General features: G+C 52.5%; 15 protein-coding genes and 2 riboswitches. Of the genes, 8 read left to right on the forward strand and 7 right to left on the reverse strand.

Features of this window, described 5'->3' with window-relative positions; all coding sequences use genetic code 11:
* Positions 1-105: 105 nt before the first annotated feature.
* Positions 106-208, forward strand: a riboswitch (glycine riboswitch).
* A 3-nt stretch (positions 209-211) separates the two neighbouring features.
* Positions 212-317: riboswitch (glycine riboswitch) on the forward strand.
* 108 nt (positions 318-425) lie between these two features.
* The 3 genes from gcvT to gcvPB are packed head-to-tail and all read left to right on the forward strand — an operon-like array spanning position 426 to position 4,338.
* Positions 426-1,538 carry a glycine cleavage system aminomethyltransferase GcvT gene (gene gcvT, locus RB297_RS06785; RefSeq protein ID WP_096774154.1) on the forward strand — a complete coding sequence of 371 codons (1,113 nt, stop codon included), beginning with the start codon at positions 426-428 and terminating at the stop codon, positions 1,536-1,538.
* On the forward strand, positions 1,535-2,884 hold the full coding sequence (gene gcvPA, locus RB297_RS06790) for an aminomethyl-transferring glycine dehydrogenase subunit GcvPA (RefSeq protein WP_375120110.1): 1,350 nt from the start codon (positions 1,535-1,537) through the stop codon (positions 2,882-2,884). The genes gcvT and gcvPA overlap by 4 nt, the downstream gene beginning before the upstream one ends.
* Positions 2,881-4,338: an aminomethyl-transferring glycine dehydrogenase subunit GcvPB gene (gcvPB, locus tag RB297_RS06795; protein WP_277746165.1), complete on the forward strand. Its 1,458-nt coding sequence runs from the start codon at positions 2,881-2,883 to the stop codon at positions 4,336-4,338. The genes gcvPA and gcvPB overlap by 4 nt, the downstream gene beginning before the upstream one ends.
* 366 nt (positions 4,339-4,704) lie before the next feature.
* On the opposite strand, the gene RB297_RS06800 is transcribed toward gcvPB, so the two are convergent.
* Entirely contained in the window at positions 4,705-6,354 is a 1,650-nt protein-coding gene (locus tag RB297_RS06800) for a DUF4901 domain-containing protein (RefSeq protein WP_375120111.1), read from the reverse strand.
* A 119-nt stretch (positions 6,355-6,473) separates the two neighbouring features.
* Here RB297_RS06800 and RB297_RS06805 point away from each other — a divergent pair, with 119 nt between their 5' ends.
* Positions 6,474-7,256: an arylamine N-acetyltransferase family protein gene (locus tag RB297_RS06805; RefSeq protein ID WP_192571543.1), complete on the forward strand. Its 783-nt coding sequence runs from the start codon at positions 6,474-6,476 to the stop codon at positions 7,254-7,256.
* 44 nt (positions 7,257-7,300) lie between these two features.
* Here RB297_RS06805 and RB297_RS06810 read toward each other — a convergent pair whose 3' ends face one another.
* Positions 7,301-7,780, reverse strand: a complete 480-nt coding sequence (locus tag RB297_RS06810; protein ID WP_096774159.1) for a nucleoside deaminase — start codon at positions 7,778-7,780, stop codon at positions 7,301-7,303.
* 220 nt (positions 7,781-8,000) lie between these two features.
* Here RB297_RS06810 and RB297_RS06815 point away from each other — a divergent pair, with 220 nt between their 5' ends.
* The 3 genes from RB297_RS06815 (at position 8,001) to RB297_RS06825 (ending at position 10,719) form a co-directional block, all read left to right on the forward strand.
* Positions 8,001-8,345, forward strand: coding sequence for a hypothetical protein (locus RB297_RS06815; protein ID WP_096774160.1), 345 nt, complete (start codon positions 8,001-8,003; stop codon positions 8,343-8,345).
* A 62-nt stretch (positions 8,346-8,407) separates the two neighbouring features.
* Complete coding sequence (locus RB297_RS06820) at positions 8,408-10,114, forward strand: ABC transporter ATP-binding protein (protein ID WP_015735862.1); 1,707 nt, start codon at positions 8,408-8,410, stop codon at positions 10,112-10,114.
* A 257-nt stretch (positions 10,115-10,371) separates the two neighbouring features.
* On the forward strand, positions 10,372-10,719 hold the full coding sequence (locus RB297_RS06825; RefSeq protein ID WP_015735863.1) for a hypothetical protein: 348 nt from the start codon (positions 10,372-10,374) through the stop codon (positions 10,717-10,719).
* 74 nt (positions 10,720-10,793) lie between these two features.
* Here RB297_RS06825 and RB297_RS06830 read toward each other — a convergent pair whose 3' ends face one another.
* Both RB297_RS06830 and RB297_RS06835 read right to left on the reverse strand, forming a co-directional pair.
* Positions 10,794-11,453, reverse strand: coding sequence for a response regulator (locus RB297_RS06830; RefSeq protein ID WP_375120112.1), 660 nt, complete (start codon positions 11,451-11,453; stop codon positions 10,794-10,796).
* A complete protein-coding gene (locus RB297_RS06835) occupies positions 11,450-12,277 on the reverse strand; it encodes a sensor histidine kinase (protein ID WP_036660854.1) in 828 nt (275 codons plus the stop codon). The genes RB297_RS06830 and RB297_RS06835 overlap by 4 nt, the downstream gene beginning before the upstream one ends.
* A gap of 244 nt (positions 12,278-12,521) precedes the next feature.
* Between RB297_RS06835 and RB297_RS06840 the strand changes: the two genes are divergently transcribed.
* Positions 12,522-13,367, forward strand: coding sequence for a chemotaxis protein (locus RB297_RS06840; protein WP_375120113.1), 846 nt, complete (start codon positions 12,522-12,524; stop codon positions 13,365-13,367).
* Positions 13,368-13,503: 136 nt separating this feature from the next.
* On the opposite strand, the gene RB297_RS06845 is transcribed toward RB297_RS06840, so the two are convergent.
* From RB297_RS06845 to RB297_RS06855, 3 genes are all read right to left on the reverse strand, one after another.
* Positions 13,504-13,980 carry a GNAT family N-acetyltransferase gene (locus tag RB297_RS06845; RefSeq protein WP_213578968.1) on the reverse strand — a complete coding sequence of 159 codons (477 nt, stop codon included), beginning with the start codon at positions 13,978-13,980 and terminating at the stop codon, positions 13,504-13,506.
* Between the two features lie 75 nt (positions 13,981-14,055).
* Complete coding sequence (locus tag RB297_RS06850) at positions 14,056-15,912, reverse strand: ABC transporter ATP-binding protein (RefSeq protein ID WP_375120114.1); 1,857 nt, start codon at positions 15,910-15,912, stop codon at positions 14,056-14,058.
* Complete coding sequence (locus RB297_RS06855; protein WP_375120115.1) at positions 15,909-17,696, reverse strand: ABC transporter ATP-binding protein; 1,788 nt, start codon at positions 17,694-17,696, stop codon at positions 15,909-15,911. The genes RB297_RS06850 and RB297_RS06855 overlap by 4 nt, the downstream gene beginning before the upstream one ends.
* Between the last annotated feature and the right edge of the window lie 31 nt (positions 17,697-17,727).

Below are 17,727 nucleotides of genomic sequence, written 5' to 3' on the forward strand. Positions count from 1 at the left end.
CATGAACAAATTTTTGATGAAATAAAGGTTGACACTTTATGGAGAGGCACGTTTATAATAATCACAAGAACGTAGGAAGATGACAACTCAATATGTTTCACGCGGATGATGGTATTGGGAGAGATTACCGACAGACTGACAGGTAGCGCCGAAGGAGTAAGCCGGATCACACGGTGAATCTCTCAGGCAAAAGGACCTTTACCGGACGCACCTCTGGAGAGAATTCTGAATAAGGAATCACCCACGGGGAAACTCACACACGCTTGACACAACACTAACATGACATGTGGGGTAACTCTCAGGTACAAAGGACAGAGCAGAAGGATTACGCAACGAGCGGGCTTTTTGAGCACGGCTTGTTATCCTTCTGTCTGTCCTTTTTTGGTGTTTCCCCGATAGACCATGCCAATTAAAGAGGTGAAGAGATGAGTTCATTACAACGTACACCGCTTTACCCGCTTTATTCCGATTTTCCTTCTACTCGCTGCATCGATTTCGGCGGCTGGGAATTGCCCGTGCAATTTTCCGGCATCGTGCAAGAACATGAAGCCGTACGCAAGCACGCCGGCCTGTTCGACGTCTCCCACATGGGCGAATTTATGATCAGCGGACAAGACGCCGAAGCTTTCATCCAGAACATGACCACGAATGACGTCACCCGAATTACGGTCGGTCAGGCCCAATATACGCTAATGTGTAATGACAACGGCGGTACGGTCGATGACCTGCTAGTTTATAAACTGTCGTCGGATCGATTCATGCTGGTTGTGAACGCATCCAACATCGATAAGGATCTTCAGTGGCTTCATGAACACGTCACAGGTGATGTCGCCATCCGGAACGTATCCGCGGAGACGGCACTGATTGCACTCCAAGGACCTGCCGCCGAGAACATCTTGTCGAAGGCAACCTCGGAGACGCTCGGCGATCTCCCCTCCTTCCATTTTATTCAGAACGCGCAAGTATGCGGCCATGCCGCCTTGCTCTCACGGACCGGTTATACCGGTGAAGACGGCTTTGAAATTTATTGCTCCGCCGGGGATGCGCCGGATATCTGGAGAGGCCTGTTAACCGCGGGGGAAGACCATGGACTCATTCCGGCCGGACTTGGTGCGCGCGATACGCTCCGCTTCGAGGCGAAACTGCCATTGTACGGACAGGAGCTTTCGAGCACGATCTCACCCCTTGAAGCCAGCCTCGGTTATTTCGTGAAGCTGGACAGCGGCGATTTCATCGGACGGGAAGCGCTTCAACAGCAGAAACAAGACGGTGTGCCGCGTAAGCTGGTTGGCATTGAGCTTATTGATCGCGGTATCCCGCGGTCCCATTACCCTGTATTCAACGGTAATGGTGAACCGATCGGTGAAGTGACCAGCGGTACTCAATCTCCCTCGCTTAAGCGAAATCTCGGATTGGCCTTGATCGAAACCCCTTATGCAAGCTTGGATTCCGAGGTATGGGTCGAGATTCGCGGTAAGAAATTAAAAGCCAAAGTGGTTAAGACACCATTCTATAAAAGAGGAGCTGCCTTATCATGAAGCATCGTTACTTGCCTATGACAGATCAAGATCAGGCCGACATGCTTGCCGCCGTCGGAGCGGAGACCATCGAAGACCTGTTTGCCGATATCCCTAAATCCGTCCGATACAACGGCGTCCTCCCGATGTCGAAACGGCTGGGCGAGCCAGAGCTGCTGAAGCATATGCGCCGCTTGGCGGATCGCAATGCCGATTTCGACCGGTATACCAGCTTTCTCGGAGCCGGATTGTATGACCACCACATTCCCGTCGTCCTCAACCATGTGATTTCCCGCTCCGAATTTTACACGGCGTACACGCCCTACCAACCGGAGATCAGCCAAGGCGAGCTGCAAGCGATCTTTGAATTTCAATCTTATATCTGTGAATTGACCGGCATGAAAGTAGCCAATGCCAGCATGTATGACGGTTCAACGGCACTGGCTGAGGCAGCGGCGCTTGCCAGCGGGGCGACCAAACGAAAGAAAATCGTTATTTCCCGAGCCGTTCACCCGGAAGCCCGGGAGATCGTTCTGACTTCGGCTCACGGTCTCGATCTGGAAGTCGTTGAAGTCGGCATCGTTAACGGCGTTACCGACCCGGATGCGCTCGCCGCTGCCGTTACGGATGACACGGCAGCCGTGCTTCTGCAATCGCCGAACTTCTTCGGCTGCATTGAGGACGTGAGATCGATCGAACCCTTGGTTCATGATCAAAATGCATTGCTCGTGCTGAGCGTAAACCCGCTGTCGCTCGGACTGCTCGAATCCCCTGGCGTGCTTGGGGCCGACATCGTTGTCGGCGATGCCCAGCCGCTTGGCATTCCTGCCTCTCTCGGCGGGCCGACCTGCGGATTCTTTGCGGTATCCGAACCGCTGATGCGCCGCATTCCCGGCCGGATCGTGGGCCAAACCGTCGATAAGGACGGAAAGCGCGGCTTTGTGCTGACACTGCAGGCACGGGAACAACATATTCGCAGGGAAAAAGCAACGTCGAACATCTGCTCGAACCAAGCGCTGCTCGCGCTGTGTGCCTCCGTTTATATGTCTACGCTGGGTAAAGCCGGCATGCAGGAGGCAGCGCTTCTGAATGTGCGCAAATCCCATTACGCTGCCGACCTTGTCGCCAAGGGTTCCCTATCCCTCCCATTCAGCTCTCCGTTCTTCAATGAATTCGTAGTGAAGCTGCCTGAGGGAACGAACGTGAAGGAGGTCAACTCGAAGCTGCTGGAGGCCGGTTATATCGGCGGTTACGATCTTGGCTCTTCGTACCCTGAGCTTCATGGATGCATGCTGATCGCCGTGACCGAACGGCGGACGAAGGACGAAATCGACCAGTTTATTGGTGAATTGGAGGCGATTGTATGAAACCGGAAAAAGCCTTGATATTTGAACTCAGCAAGCCCGGCCGCGTCGCCTATTCCCTGCCCGAATGCGACGTACCGGAAACCGACGCCGCTTCATTCATACCGGAGAGCCTGCTGCGCAGCAAACCGGCCGAACTGCCGGAGGTATACGAAGTGGATGTCATCCGTCATTATACCGAGCTGTCGCGACGGAATTTCGGCATCGATAACGGTTTCTATCCGCTCGGCTCATGCACGATGAAATACAACCCGAAGATCAACGAGGATGTTGCCCGTTTTGCCGGTTTTGCCAAGATTCATCCGTACCAGCCTGAGGAAAGCATTCAAGGCGCACTAGAGCTGCTGTATACCCTGCAGAACGACCTAGCCGCATTGACCGGCATGGATCAAGTAACGCTGCAGCCTGCTGCGGGTGCCCATGGCGAATGGACGGGGCTGATGCTGATTCGCGCCTACCATGAGAGCCGCGGCGAGAAACGCACCAAGGTCATCGTACCCGACTCCTCTCACGGCACGAACCCGGCCAGCGCAACGGTAGCCGGTTACGACACGATCACGATTAAATCCAATGAACGGGGCATGGTGGATCTGGATGCCCTCCGCGCCGTCGTTGGTGAGGATACGGCGGCCCTTATGCTGACGAACCCGAGTACGCTTGGCCTGTTCGAGGAGCAGATCGTGGAAATTGCGGAAATCGTGCACGACGCTGGCGGTCTGCTGTACTATGACGGAGCCAATTCCAACGCCATCATGGGAATTACCCGGCCAGGCGACATGGGCTTTGACGTGGTCCATCTCAACCTGCACAAAACGATGAGCACACCCCATGGCGGAGGCGGCCCCGGCGCAGGCCCTGTCGGCGTGAAAAGCCTGCTGATCCCGTTCCTGCCGAAACCGATCGTGTCCAAGCGCCAAGACGGCACCTTCTACTGGGATTACGACCGTCCCCAGTCGATCGGCCGCGTGAAGGCGTTCTATGGCAACTTCGGCATTCTGGTTCGTGCCTATGCGTATATTCGCACCTATGGACCGGAAGGACTTCGCCGCGTCTCCGAGCTCGCCGTGCTGAATGCGAACTACATGATGCATCGTCTGGCTCCTTATTACGAAGTAGCCTACCCGGGCCTATGCAAGCACGAATTCGTGCTGTCCGGCAGAAAGCTGAAGGAGTACGGCGTGCGAACCCTGGACGTTGCCAAGCGGTTGCTCGATTTCGGCTATCATCCGCCAACCATCTATTTCCCGCTCAACGTGGAGGAATGCATCATGATCGAGCCGACCGAAACGGAGAGCAAAGAAACGCTGGACGGTTTCATCGACACGATGATCCAGATCGCAAAAGAAGCCGAGTCTACGCCGGACGTTGTCATTAACGCCCCTTACACCACGGTTGTGAAGCGACTCGACGAAACGACGGCCGCGCGCAAACCGGTATTAAACTGCACCTGCGGATAGCGCAGGAGTTGATCCGTTATAATAGCTTAACAGCTATCGACATGCCTTCTGAGAAGCCAGACCGCATACAGCGGCTGTTTTCTTGCAAGCTAAAGATTAGATGTGGAACGTCTCTGAATTTCATGCTCTCTAATCTCATAAGAAAGGGTGTCCCTCACCGCACAAGCGGCTGTTGGGACACCCTTTTTATGTTGCATAATATAAGGCTTAATGCATCTGTGGGATCTCAGACACACAGCAGCCCACTTGCCCTCACATGATGCTCTGACACCCTAGGGACAATGGCTGGCCCTTTCCATCTATCTCAATAAACCTGCTGCCATTCCTGGTACTACCCATGCCAACGATTCAGCATCGCTCAGCGGCTCAGAATTGGGACCATATCAATTCTCCGCTAACGGCATCAATAAATTCCAAAAAATACTCTGAAACGGTTACTCCTGTTTTTGCTCGTCTTTTGTACACGGGATCATAGATTAACCGGTAGCGGGCCGTGTCGTCATCACCATCCATATACCACCTGAGCGACATCTCCAGCCGTTCCGCATATCGTGCGAGTGCCGATGCCGCAGAAACCGCAGCCTTAAACCCGCAAGCCTCCAGCTCACGGATTTTCTCATGTGACACGCTGCGGTACTGAAGCACTTCTCCTGTAATCGTACTTACGCAAATATTTACACGCTCCAGACGTACCCGGTATTGATCGATATATAGCGGCAAGTGGAAGAATTCCCGATCCCGCGGCTCAGCTTCGCCCTCATCTCCCACTTGCTCACTGTCCGTTATCCCGGCTTCCCAATCCCATTTCACTTCCAACCGCAAATACTTGGCGTATGACGGAAAAAATCTCTGCAAGAACAGCTCTGCTCGTTCCCAGCATTGCTCGCGAGTGAGCACCGCCTCTCCGTCGGAGCTTTCCGGTTTATATTGGTACGCCTCTAAGCTGCCTGTGGCCTTATCGATATGTATCATGTGAGCTGCCTGAAGATTGCGAAGCGTATTTCCCCACCGCCGTTCAAAATATCGATCCACCGATAACGGATCGGTTGCCGATTGATCCGCTTCATCCTCGTTCATATCGCTTTTATCAAAGTACAATAAAATCAGGTTTTGATCGTCTCCCCTGGGCTTATCCAGAACATACCGCTCCGTATCAATGCCCAGCTGGGCCTCCCAGAATGGAATTAAATCTGAATCTTCATCTGGGCGTGAATGTTCGGTTCCGGTCCTTGATGGGAGAACAGGCTTAACAGTATAGGCGTTATCTAAATTACCGGGATCCGCAGGCGTGATTGAAACAGTCGGCGGCAGCAAATCATGCTGCAGGTTATGTAAGGGCTCGCCCGTAACGGCATCGATCTTACGACGCCCCTGAATCGGTTCATACACCAGCCGATGTTGATCCTCCTCCCCCTCCATGTCATATATAGAGGGATACAGTGTGGTTATGATGGGCTGCATCTCCATATCCTGAAGGATCCTTTGCTTCGCAGCCTCCGCACTAACGAGCAGCCTGTCCGGCCAAACCGGCAGCTCCATTCCCGGGAATTCTTCCGCCTTGTAAAGCACGATATTGAAATCGGCGTCAAGCCGGATCTTACAACCGGAGCGCGGCAGCGGCAATCCGCCGACCTCTGCCCTAAACTCAATCTCAACATAGTTTCGTTTGATCTCTGATCGAATCCAGGTAAGCGCTGCATAATTCGGATGATGCCGGATCATGAACGCTTTAGCTATGTCCGCTGCCTGCTCCGTCGTGCTTCCTGCCTCTATCGCGCTTCCCCGTATCGTGTCATCACGCTCTTGATCGATTTGAAGCCTCATCAGCTGACCGGTCTCCAGGCTTAATGAAACCTCAATTCGGCTGTTCTCGGAATGAGGGTCCTCCCAAATAAACGTTCTCTCTTTTTCATCGAACCCCTTAGGGGTGTTATCCTCCATGACAAGTTCATAATGCTCAGGTATGAAGGTGATCGTTCCTGCAGCTGCCCGGAGCGCCTGGATATCCATGGTCATATCCCGCTTTGCCTCCTTCTCCTTCTCTATTAGAAAGCTCTATTTTATGATATAAAGTATATAATTATATACGGCTTACTTCTACCAAGCTGACAATTTACGAAAGATGCGGTGATCGAATGAGTAACCCGACATATGGCCTGGACGTTAACCAGTATCTTGACCGTATTGGATATACGGGCCCGATTGTGAACAGCGCTTATATGCTCGCCAGGCTGCAGGAGCAGCATGTGCATACCGTCCCCTATGAAAATCTCGATATCCTTGACCGAATTCCGCTGTCCCTGGATGTTCCCCATCTCTACGATAAAATCGTCACCCGCCATCGCGGCGGCTACTGCTTCGAGCTCAATGCGTTGTTTGGCTGGCTGCTGCAGGAACTGGGCTTTAAGGTCACTCATTACTTCGGTCGCTTCTGGCGGGATGAGACCGATACGCCTGCTAAGCGGCGGCACCATATCCTGCAGGTGGATATCGAAGACCAGCGATATATTGCCGACGTCGGAGTGGGAGGCGCCGGACCTCGCCACCCTTTGGAGTTGGTAGATGGCCTGGAACAAACCCAGGGGAACGAAACCTACCGGCTGGTTCAGACCGAGGCTTATGGCTGGATGCTCGAGGAGTGGAAAAAAGATGCCTGGGATCCGGTCTTCTCTTTTACGGAAGAACCTAATCTACCGAAAGATTTCATCACCACCTCCTTCTGGTGCGAGCATGCCCCCGATTCGCCGTTTAATAAAACGGCCCGGGTATCCATACGTACCGCTGAAGGCAGAAACACCGTGGATGACGACGAGTTCAGAATCTACAAGTCCGGCGGCGTCCACACCTTTAAACCGGGAAATCCACAGGAATATGCCGAAGCGCTTCATACTTATTTCGGTATCCCTATCGATAAATAACAATAAACCGGGCTTCCCCCTAGCAGGGAGCCCGGTTTTTACGATTAATATTCAATTTTTCGCTCCGCAGAGCTCCACGCTTGGAATGGCAGCAAATAATCCGCTGTCCGAACCTGCTTCATGGGGATGGAACGCTGATCCATCGGCATGGCGATTTCATCGTATATGAAATGATCATCAAACCCGATCTCGGCCGCATCCTGCTTCGTGCTTGCATAATAAACGGCATCGGGCCTTGACCAGTAGATAGCCCCCAGGCACATCGGACAGGGTTCGCAGCTGGTATAGATCGTGCAACCTTTCAATTGAAAATCCTCTAAATGCAGGCAGGCTTCCCGTATGGCTTGCACCTCGGCATGAGCGGTAGGGTCGTTCAACGCAGTAACCAAATTACGGCCCCTGCCGATCACTTGGCCATCCTTAACCACAATCGCCCCAAACGGACCTCCTTCCACATGTTGAACGTTACGATGGGCTTCTGCAATCGCCTGATGCATCCAGTACTCATGATTATGATCATTCATTATGTACAGCTCCCTTCCCATGTTCATCCCGTTCCCGGTGTGCGTAATCAAACATCCTGATCGACCGGGCGGCTAACTCTCATCATAGCATATCTTCTTTCGATCTCCTTCATTTTCCAACCTTTTCGCTAAAATGGATTGACGAACCGTATACAAACGTATACAATCACGAGTATTGGTATACAAACGTATACATTTGACGTTGAAGGAGGTTGGTTACATGCGGCAAGAGGAACCACCTATGCCGGGCCAGAGCCGGTCGGAGCATCGCGACCGGGACAGCCACCGGCAAGGCGGACGCCACGGAAGACGGCGCGAGGAAGGGCATGGCGGCAGGGAAGGCGGGAAGATGGCGCAAACGTTCCGCCGGGGACGTGCGCTCTCTTTTCTGGACAACCTGGTTGTGAAACGGGAGACCCTGAAGAAACAGGTCAATGATCCGGACCTGCAAGCTATTCGGGACGTGGTCAGCGGAGAGCTGAAAGCGGTGGACCAGATCATTCAGGAGTACATTCAGGCTTTTGAATTGTATGATACGAGGCAGTCTCAGGACGGCCAGCAATAATGGCCCAGGCCATTGATAAACCAATAACCATGACAGAGGTAGGACTTGGAGCGTGATGATTTTTGATTAGAAAGTTTTTTTCATACTATCGGCCCTATAAGGGACTGTTTGTACTGGATTTTACGTGCGCCGTCATTGCGGGACTGCTGGAGCTTGCTTTCCCGCTTGCCGTCAGCAAATTCATCGACGAGCTGCTGCCCAGCCAGGATTGGCCGCTTATCCTGATTGCCTGTATCGTCCTTCTGTCCATCTATGCGCTGAATACCGCGCTGCAGTATATCGTGACGTACTGGGGACATATGCTCGGCATCAACATCGAGACGGACATGCGGGAGAAAATGTTCTCCCACATTCAGAAGTTGTCCTTCCGCTTCTTTGATAACAACAAAACTGGCCACCTGATGGGCCGTATCACGAACGATCTTAACGACGTCGGCGAAGTGGCCCACCATGGCCCGGAAGACGTGTTCATCGCCGTCATGACGCTGCTCGGTTCCTTCTCCTTGATGGCCTACATCAACCTGGAGCTTGCGCTGCTGACCTTTATTATCGTGCCGCTGATGGCATGGCTGATCATTAAGTTCGGCGGCAGAATGACCACGACTTATCGTCAATTGTTCCGAAACGTGGGCAATTTCAATGCCCGCATCGAAGACAATGTCGGCGGCATCCGCGTGGTACAATCGTTTGCGAACGAAGAGCATGAGAATAAGCTGTTTCAGGAAGAGAACAAGCAGTTCCGCGCCACCAAGCTGCTGGCTTATAAAACGATGGCAAAAAGCACGTCCGTCAGCTATATGCTGATGCGTTTGATCACGGTATTCGTGATGATCTGCGGCGCATGGTTCTTCATTCAAGGCAAAATCGAGATGGGCGAATTCATGGCATTCCTGCTGCTCTCCAACATCTTCTTCCGTCCGATCGAGAAGATCAACGCGGTTATTGAGAGTTATCCGAAAGGCATTGCCGGCTTTAAACGCTACCTGGAAATCATGGATACCGAGCCGGAAATCGCCGATGTGCCTGATGCCGTATCCCTTTCATCGGTACGGGGAGATATCCGCTTCGAAGGCGTCACCTTCGGGTACGAGCCTTCCCGAACGATACTGAATAACATTCACCTGACGATCCGTGCCGGAGAAACGGTTGCATTCGTTGGGCCGTCCGGTGCCGGAAAGACCACGATCTGCAGCCTACTCCCCCGTTTCTATGACGTGGATCAGGGCTCGATCACGGTGGACGGGATCGACATCCGGAATATCAAATTGCAAAACCTGCGCAAGCATATCGGTATCGTGCAGCAGGACGTGTTCCTGTTCTCCGGCACGATCCGTGACAATATCGCCTACGGCGACTTGAATGCAACCGACCATCAAATCTGGGAAGCCGCACGGCGCGCTTCGTTGGATGAACTGATCCGAAGCCTGCCGGACGGCATGGAGACGGTCATCGGGGAACGCGGGGTTAAGCTGTCCGGCGGCCAGAAGCAGCGTCTGTCCATTGCGAGAATGTTCCTGAAGAATCCGCCGATCTTGATTCTGGATGAAGCTACCTCGGCACTGGACACGGAGACGGAAGCGCAAATCCAAAAGTCCCTGGCTGAGCTGTCCGTCGGCAGAACAACGCTAGTGATCGCTCACCGACTGACCACCATTCAGAGCGCGGACCGAATTATCGTCGTCAATTCGGAAGGCATTGCCGAGCAAGGCACGCATCAGGAATTGATTCACTCCGGCGGTGCGTACAGCAGGCTTCACCAAGTTCATTAATGAAGCCGATGAATGGTTTGGTTGTGGATGAAGATTCGCCTTCAAGAAATGAACATCCCGCATTAATACTGAAAAGGATGGCTCCCAGCGAAAGGGAGTCATCCTTTTTTTGCCGCGCACCTATAAGAAGCATCCTGCTGATTTTGAGCAATCAGAATATTGTTGAGAGGATCCTTGCAAATTGTCCATGGATAAGAAAGTTGTCGCAGGGAAACATTAATGGCGTACTACAAAGACCATCGTTACAGGAGGGCTATATGTTTTATATCTACAGTGTCGGTTTGCTCTTCGGCGGACTGTCGATCATCAATCTGGTCTTCTCGTACCAAACCAAGCATATCCAGCATCTGTTCTGGCCTACCCTGCAGTTTCAGTTGTGGATGCTTCCGCTCTTTGTCATTGCCAATATGTGCATCGGGTACGGGATCCGCTTTGGTTACAAAGCCACCGATCAGCTGGGGTACACGTTGATCTTCTCCAAATGTCTGGAGATCCTGATATCGTTGGGCGTGGCTTACTTGTTCCTGAAGGAGGTTCCCACCTGGAAAAACTGGGCGGGGATCGGCATTATTGCGCTCGGGATCTTTCTGGTGAAGCAGAAATGAGCGCCCCTGCGCACGGATGCCTGTTTTGCCTAAATTCATTCTTCGCCAACATCCTTCGGACATCGGTACCATGGTTATCGCTGTCTCTTCCCCATCCAGCCTTGTTCGAAGGCATAGCGGGTCAGCTGTACCCGATTTTCCAAATGCAGCTTTTGCAAAATGTTCTTCAAATGGTTCTTGACCGTATTTTCGGAAATGCAGAGGTCGCTCGAAATATCGCGGTTGGACAATCCCTCGGCGACGAGTCCCAGAATTTCCTTTTCCCGCGCCGTTAAGGGACTTTTGCTCGGGTCCGGCTTGTCGTATTGCGAAAATTCCTTCAGGATGCGGAACGCGAGTTCCCTGCTCACCGGTGCTTCGTCCACCGCAATGGCTTTCAGGTACTCGTGCCATGATTCGGGATTCAAGTTTTTTAACAAATACCCCTGGGCTCCACGCTTCAGGGCATCAAACAAATGGGCGATGTCGTCGGATACCGTGACCATAACGATCTTAACGTAAGGGAACTTGTCCTTCACCCGCTTGGTCGCTTCCAAACCGCCCATGCCGGGCATCTGAATATCCATCAAGATGATATCGGGCATCCATATTTCGGTCAGATCCAGGGCATCCTCACCGCTTTGCCCTTCCGCCACGACCTCAAAGGTCGGATCGCTGCTCAAAATGGTGCGAATTCCTTCTCTTGCCAGATCGCTGTCATCGATGATTAACACGCGAAAAGGTTGACTGTTCATGCTGTGCTCTCCTTCCTGATGTTGATAATCGTCTGGTCGTGCCGCCTTTCCATCTGGAACTTCCAGCCCATGGCCTCGGCCCGATCCTTCATGATTTTGATACCATACCGGTTGCTGCCGAGCGGCTTGTCCAGATCAAAGCCTTTTCCATCGTCGGTGACAGTGCAATGCCAGCCCGAATCCGTTGTATTCGCGGTAATCTTGACGTGTTTTGCCTCGGCGTGCTTATGGATATTCAATAAGGATTCCCTGATCGAAGCCAGCAGCTCCACCTTTTCTTTGGCTGACAGCATGGCGTCCGGAATTCCCCACTTGATGTCGAAATGCAGGTCCGTCTCCTGCTTGATTTCCTCGATCAGGCTGCTCATGCTGTGCATCCACGGAATGGCTTGCGGATCTGCCGGGTAGCGGAGATTCGCAATAGCCTCTCTTACGTAGGTGTTGGTACGATGAACGCTTTCCTTGATTTCCTGATACGGAATGTCCCCCGTACGGCCTGACTTCTCGATTCGGTCGATCTGGGCGTTCAGCAGGAACAAGGATTGGGCGATTCCGTCATGGAGCTCCCGGCCGATCTTCTCCCGTTCATGCATGGCTGCTTGCAATGCCCTCGATCGGTTCAACTCCTCTTGATTCCGTTCAATCAACGAAAATAACTGGGTAAGGAACAGTATGGAAACCAAAAAAACGATGACAGGTGCCAGCAGATTGCCAAGATCCATCGATATATAAGGCAGCAGGAACTCATGGCGAACATATTCCCATATGCCAATCGTCAAGGTTGGAATGATGAGTATCAACCATTTCATTTGTTTATAAGACATACCCTGCCTCCTATTTCAATATAAAAGTAATGTAATGACCCCGCCTTTCTTCCTACTATGTTACCATTGGTTATTCCTTCATTGTAACCAAAATCGTTCATGAGCGGAATGACTCAATAGAGCTACGAATAATCACCGGATTCTCTCGTGCTGTAATAACCTATTTACAATTCAAGTGCTAATCGCTTATAAAGAGTAAAAGATATCCATTCATTCCATTTCCGATGAAGGGGGCTGCAGTTGGATGACGCAAAAAATTGCAGTGATCATTGTACACGGATTGGGAACACAAAAGAAAAGTTATGCGGATAAATTCATGAAAAACTTGAGGGACACCTTCTCCCGGACCTCCGGCATCCCGCATGAGCAGTTGGCCATGGAGGCCGTGCATTGGGCCGATGTTTTTGCGGCACGCGAGGATGAATTAATCGGCAGCAGCATTAAACCTTACCGTTTACGTTATCAGCACCTCCGGCAGTACGTAATCCATAATCTGGCGGATGCCGTGGCTTATCAGCCCGTGGAATCCGAAGATCAGAACTACGAGGCCATTCATCGGACGATCAGCGAGGCGCTGCACCGCCTTGCCCTGTCAGCCGGCCCCCGTGCTCCGTTATGCGTAATCTCCCATAGCTTGGGGTCCGTGATCGCCAGCAATTTTTTCTACGATCTGCAATTTTCCTCCCGCGGGCATCGTCTGGTCGTTAATCCCGAAGCACCGCTGGAGCGAGGAGAACTTCTGACCTTGTTCTATTCGCTCGGAACCACTTTGCCGCTGTGGAGCATGCGTTATCGTGACTTTGACAAGCCGATCGTGGTTCCTTCAGCTCAGCTGAAGCTCTATTATGAACATCTGCTGGGTGAATGGGTCAATTTCTATGATAAGGACGATATCCTTGCTTACCCCCTCAAAAGCATTAACGAAGAGTATGACCGCACGGTACGCCAAGACATATCCGTTAACGTGGGCAACTGGCTGACAAGCTGGAATCCGTTGTCGCACAGCGGATATTTCTACAGTAAACCGATTCTCGAATATATCGCTTCGCAATTGGAAGCGACCTGGCGAAGCATAAATCAGGTTAAATAAGCAATGCCGCAAAGACATAGGATCTTTGCGGCATTGCTCTTATATGATGATCCGATCATAGAATGAACTTAAGCACCAATTCCAACGTTGATCGAAGATGGCAGCATGTTTTTCACTTTAGAAAGCTGCTGTTATATCAGATGGTTAGATTCATCACCCATTGCTCTCCGATCGGCCCCATTCTTCTTCTGCCTGTATCTTTGAAACCAACACTTGCATACAGCTGCTGAGCCGGTACATTCTTATGATTCACGACCAGCACCACCTCATTGCAGGAAGGAAATTCTCTCCTAATGAACGCTGGCAGCGCAAGCATCCCTCGTTTGGCGTAACCTTTACGCTGCTGTCGATGATCAATGGATAAAGCAGTCAACAGCATCGCATGAGAATGACTTGTATATTCCTTGACGCGCTCCGTAGCATGCAGGATAAAGAAACCGACAGGATGACCATCAGCTAAAATGACGATGGGAAACTGACCTTCCCCTAGGTTTAAAACTTCTTTCGGATGAGAGGTGAATTGGACTTGGTCCTCCGGTAGCTCGAATTCTTTCAAGACGGGCAGATGTTCTGCCGTGCGGACAACAAGCTGGATTTGTTCTGCGATTGGCATGGGCCCTCACTCCTCTGTCAAGGTGACGTTGATTTAATCAAGTCTTCTTCGCGTTGAACATTTGTTCCCGCCTAATTATCCTGTTTCTTCGCCGTACCATAGCTGTCGGAAGCTTTCGCTGGAAGCCAGCAGCTGCTCCGCCGTGCCCTCGGCCTCAATCTCACCGCCGTTCAACACGATGATATGGTCAGCATGGTTAAGCGCAGCCTTCCGATGCGATACCACAAGACAAGTCGCACCTCCGCGCTCGCTGAACAGCCTCTCCCATAACTTGCGCTCCGTCTCAACATCCAATGCACTGGATAAATCGTCGAATACGTAGAGTTCCGCATCCCGTACCAACATTCTTGCCGCGGCTGTCCGCTGCGCTTGACCGCCGGACAGCTTGACTCCGCGCGGACCCACCATCGTCTCCAACCCATTTTGCAGATGTTTGATATCTTCTTCCATTACGGCCGCATGAAGCGCGCGTTCCAGACTGCCCGGCTGCTCGGATATACCCAACAGAATGTTGTTGCGCAGTTTGTCGCTGTACAGCCTTGGGATCTGCGCAGTATAAGCACTTTGTGGCGGTATGAAGAAATCAGCCGGATCCGTTACCCTTTCGCCGTTCCATCGGATTTCGCCCTTTTCGGCTGGCAGCAAGCCCAGCAATGTGCGAACCAGCGTCGTTTTTCCGCTGCCTATCATCCCGGTTACGACCGTAAAGGTACCGCGCGCGAGTCTCAGATTGATATTCGAAATGCCCCGTCCGGTTTCGGGATACTGGTACGACAGCCCTTGCGCTTCCAGCAGCGAGAGCGGAGGTGCCTCGATATATGCCGTTTCCATCCCGTCTTCGATCGGAGCGCCGGCAGCGTGATTGGATGCCCCATGCGGTTGCCCATATCCTGCGGCATGATGACCGGAATTCTCTTCATGGGTTCGCTTGCTCTTAACCTTGCCGATACCAATGTAATGGGCTGCGGTAAGCAGAGAAGCCGGTGCTCCTTGCAGCATGGATTTGATGCGCTGAAAGCTGACGCCCATCTGCTTGTAATACGTCATGAAATTGCCGACGTTCGATATGAGCTGGGTAACAAATGTTAAATAATATACAAAGAGGGACAAATCCCCGACGGTAAAATCGCCGTTTCGCATCTTAAGGCTTGCGAGCACGAGGATCAGGCCGGTACCGAGGTTAACGGAGTTCGTGAATACGGAGGACAAGGTTTCCGTCAGAAGTTTATCCTTCACCATGGATTGGCGCCGTTTCTCGCTCAGACTTACGAAACGCTCCACCACGCGTTTCTCCGCTCCTGCGACCTGGATCGCCTGCACGTTGGCAAACATTTCGCTGATCGCCCCGGTTACCTTGGCGGTCGATTCCCGGCTTGCCGCCCTGTATTTCTGGATGCGCGCGGTTGCGATCTGGGCTGCGGTCACCACCAGAATCAAAGGAACGAACACGAGAATCGTTAGCTGCAGATCGATGGATATGAGAATCCAGCTGGCGACAATGACGAAACCGACAAGCCCTAATGTATCTACTGACCAGCTCGTCGCTTCTTCGGCCTGATCCACGTCATCCCGGAAATTGCTGATGGCTTCTCCGGGCGAGCAAGGGATCGCTCGCGCGCCGGGCTCCTTCATGACATGCGACAGCATATTGCGGCGGAGCAAGGTGCTGATGCGGAAGCGGAAATGCACGTCTGTCATAAAGCCGCCGAAGATCAGCGCAATCCGTGCCAAGGCAGCGCCGATAAGCAGCACCGCAATCGCCCAAACGCCGTAAGGAAAAGAATAAGTGCCTTCCAAATGGTCGAAGAAGGCCTTGGTTAACAGTCCGGGCACAAGCGGGGCCATATGGATAAGGGACCACGCAAACAGGTTGATGAGGTACAACCCCGGGCGGTACATAATCAACCGCCAGAAAAAATGCCTAGTTTTCATGCCAGCACCTCCTCCATTCCAACGGCAAGCATGCGGCTGAACCGCGATTGCGGATCTGAGGCCAGCTCTTCCCTGCGGCCGCTTTCGAGCATTCTTCCGTTCTCCAGTATGAGAATCCGGTCGGCGCGCTGAACCGTAGCCAGACGATGGGCAATTATAATGCAGGTCTTCTCCTGCAGCAGACGCGAAATGGCTGCTTCGATCCGGTATTCCGTTAACGGATCAAGCCGGGAGGAAGCCTCATCAAGAATGACAAGACCCGGATCCGTCAAAAATACGCGTGCAAACGCCAGCAGCTGGGCCTCGCCCGCAGACAGGCTTCCGCCTCCAGAAGCCAGATTGGTATCCAGCCCTTCGGGAAGCGAGCCGTACCAATCCCCTAGTCCAAGCTCTTCTAACACGGATATAATGCGGGTATCGGCTATGCCTTCATCAAACAAGGTCAGATTATCCCGGACGGTTCCCTCAAGAATCTCAATATTCTGCGTGACCATGGCGACCTTCCGCCTTAGTTCATGGAGCTTGCAGCCTCGAATATCGGTTCCCGCCAGCTCGATGCTTCCCTCCTGTGGATCATAGAAGCGTAGCAGCAGGCGTGCGATCGTCGTTTTGCCGCTGCCTGTACGGCCGAGCAGCCCAAGAGTCTGGCCCGGCTCAAGGCGCAGCTGCAGATTTTCAAGCGTAGCCTGCCCGCCCTCTTCGTAAGCGAAGTTAAGGTTCCGGAATTCCACCGACAATGGGCCTGACGGAAGCGGCGCGCCAGGGCCGTCTTTGATCCGGGGCTCGGTTGCAAGCAGGTCGCGGACCCGCATCAAGCTGGCATCCGCTTTTTGCAAATCCTCCAATTGGGTACGAATCTTTTCAATAGGCTTGGCCAGCAGCTCCGTATAATAAAACACGAGATAGATGGAGCCGATCGTCAAGCCGCCCTGTCCGTTTTTCCACAGTATGGCGCACACGATAAAAGCCGCTGCATTGCCAAGCGCAAACACCAATATCGTGGTGCTCCACATCAAGAAAAATCCGATGAACGCACGAACGCGAACCGGCAGCATCCGCCTGGCCATCTCATAAAATCGATTCATGACATATCCGGCCGCCCCGTTGGCACGCGTATCTTCGGTTCCTTCAAGGTGCTCGCCGATGAATCCGTAGAAATCCGCGTTCAGCTCGCGCCACCGCTTCCAGACCGGTATCGCAAATCGCCGGATATGTTGAATGACGTAAATGCTGCCGACCACAAACACCGTCATGACAAGGCCGATCCAGAAGTTCTCCCGATACAGCAAAGCCAGGATCCCGATCATGAGGATCAGATTGCCGAACAGATGGATAATGAAACTGGAGAAGAAATTGGCGAGCGCATTCACATCGCCATCCACCCGTTCAATTAGAGATCCGGAGGTTTGGGTTTTGTGGAAGCTCATATCCAGCGACAGGCAGTGCTCCGCCAACTCGGCACGAAGCTTGTTGGTGGTCGTCCAGCCCAGGTTCTCGCTATAATAAGCCGCCGCTATGGAAACGCCTTGTTGAAGCAATGAAAAGAGAATAAAAAATCCTGCCGCATAATAAAGGGAGGTCAGGCTTCCCTCTCCTTGAGCCGTATCGATGAAATACCGGATGATCTGCGGATTGATCAATTGGAGCCCAATGGAAAATAACAGCAGCACCGTCAGGGCTGCCAGAAGCTTCTTATGGGGGAATACGTACCTGACGAGCATCTCCCGATACATCCCAATCCCCGTGGTCCTTCGCTTGCTGTTTAACGTGTGATCGCTTTGCATTTCGTTTATAATCCCTCCGCTTCGGTTAACC

It is taken from the genome of Paenibacillus sp. CR_12, from assembly GCF_041953985.1.
Lineage (GTDB): Bacteria > Bacillota > Bacilli > Paenibacillales > Paenibacillaceae > Paenibacillus_AQ > Paenibacillus_AQ lautus_A.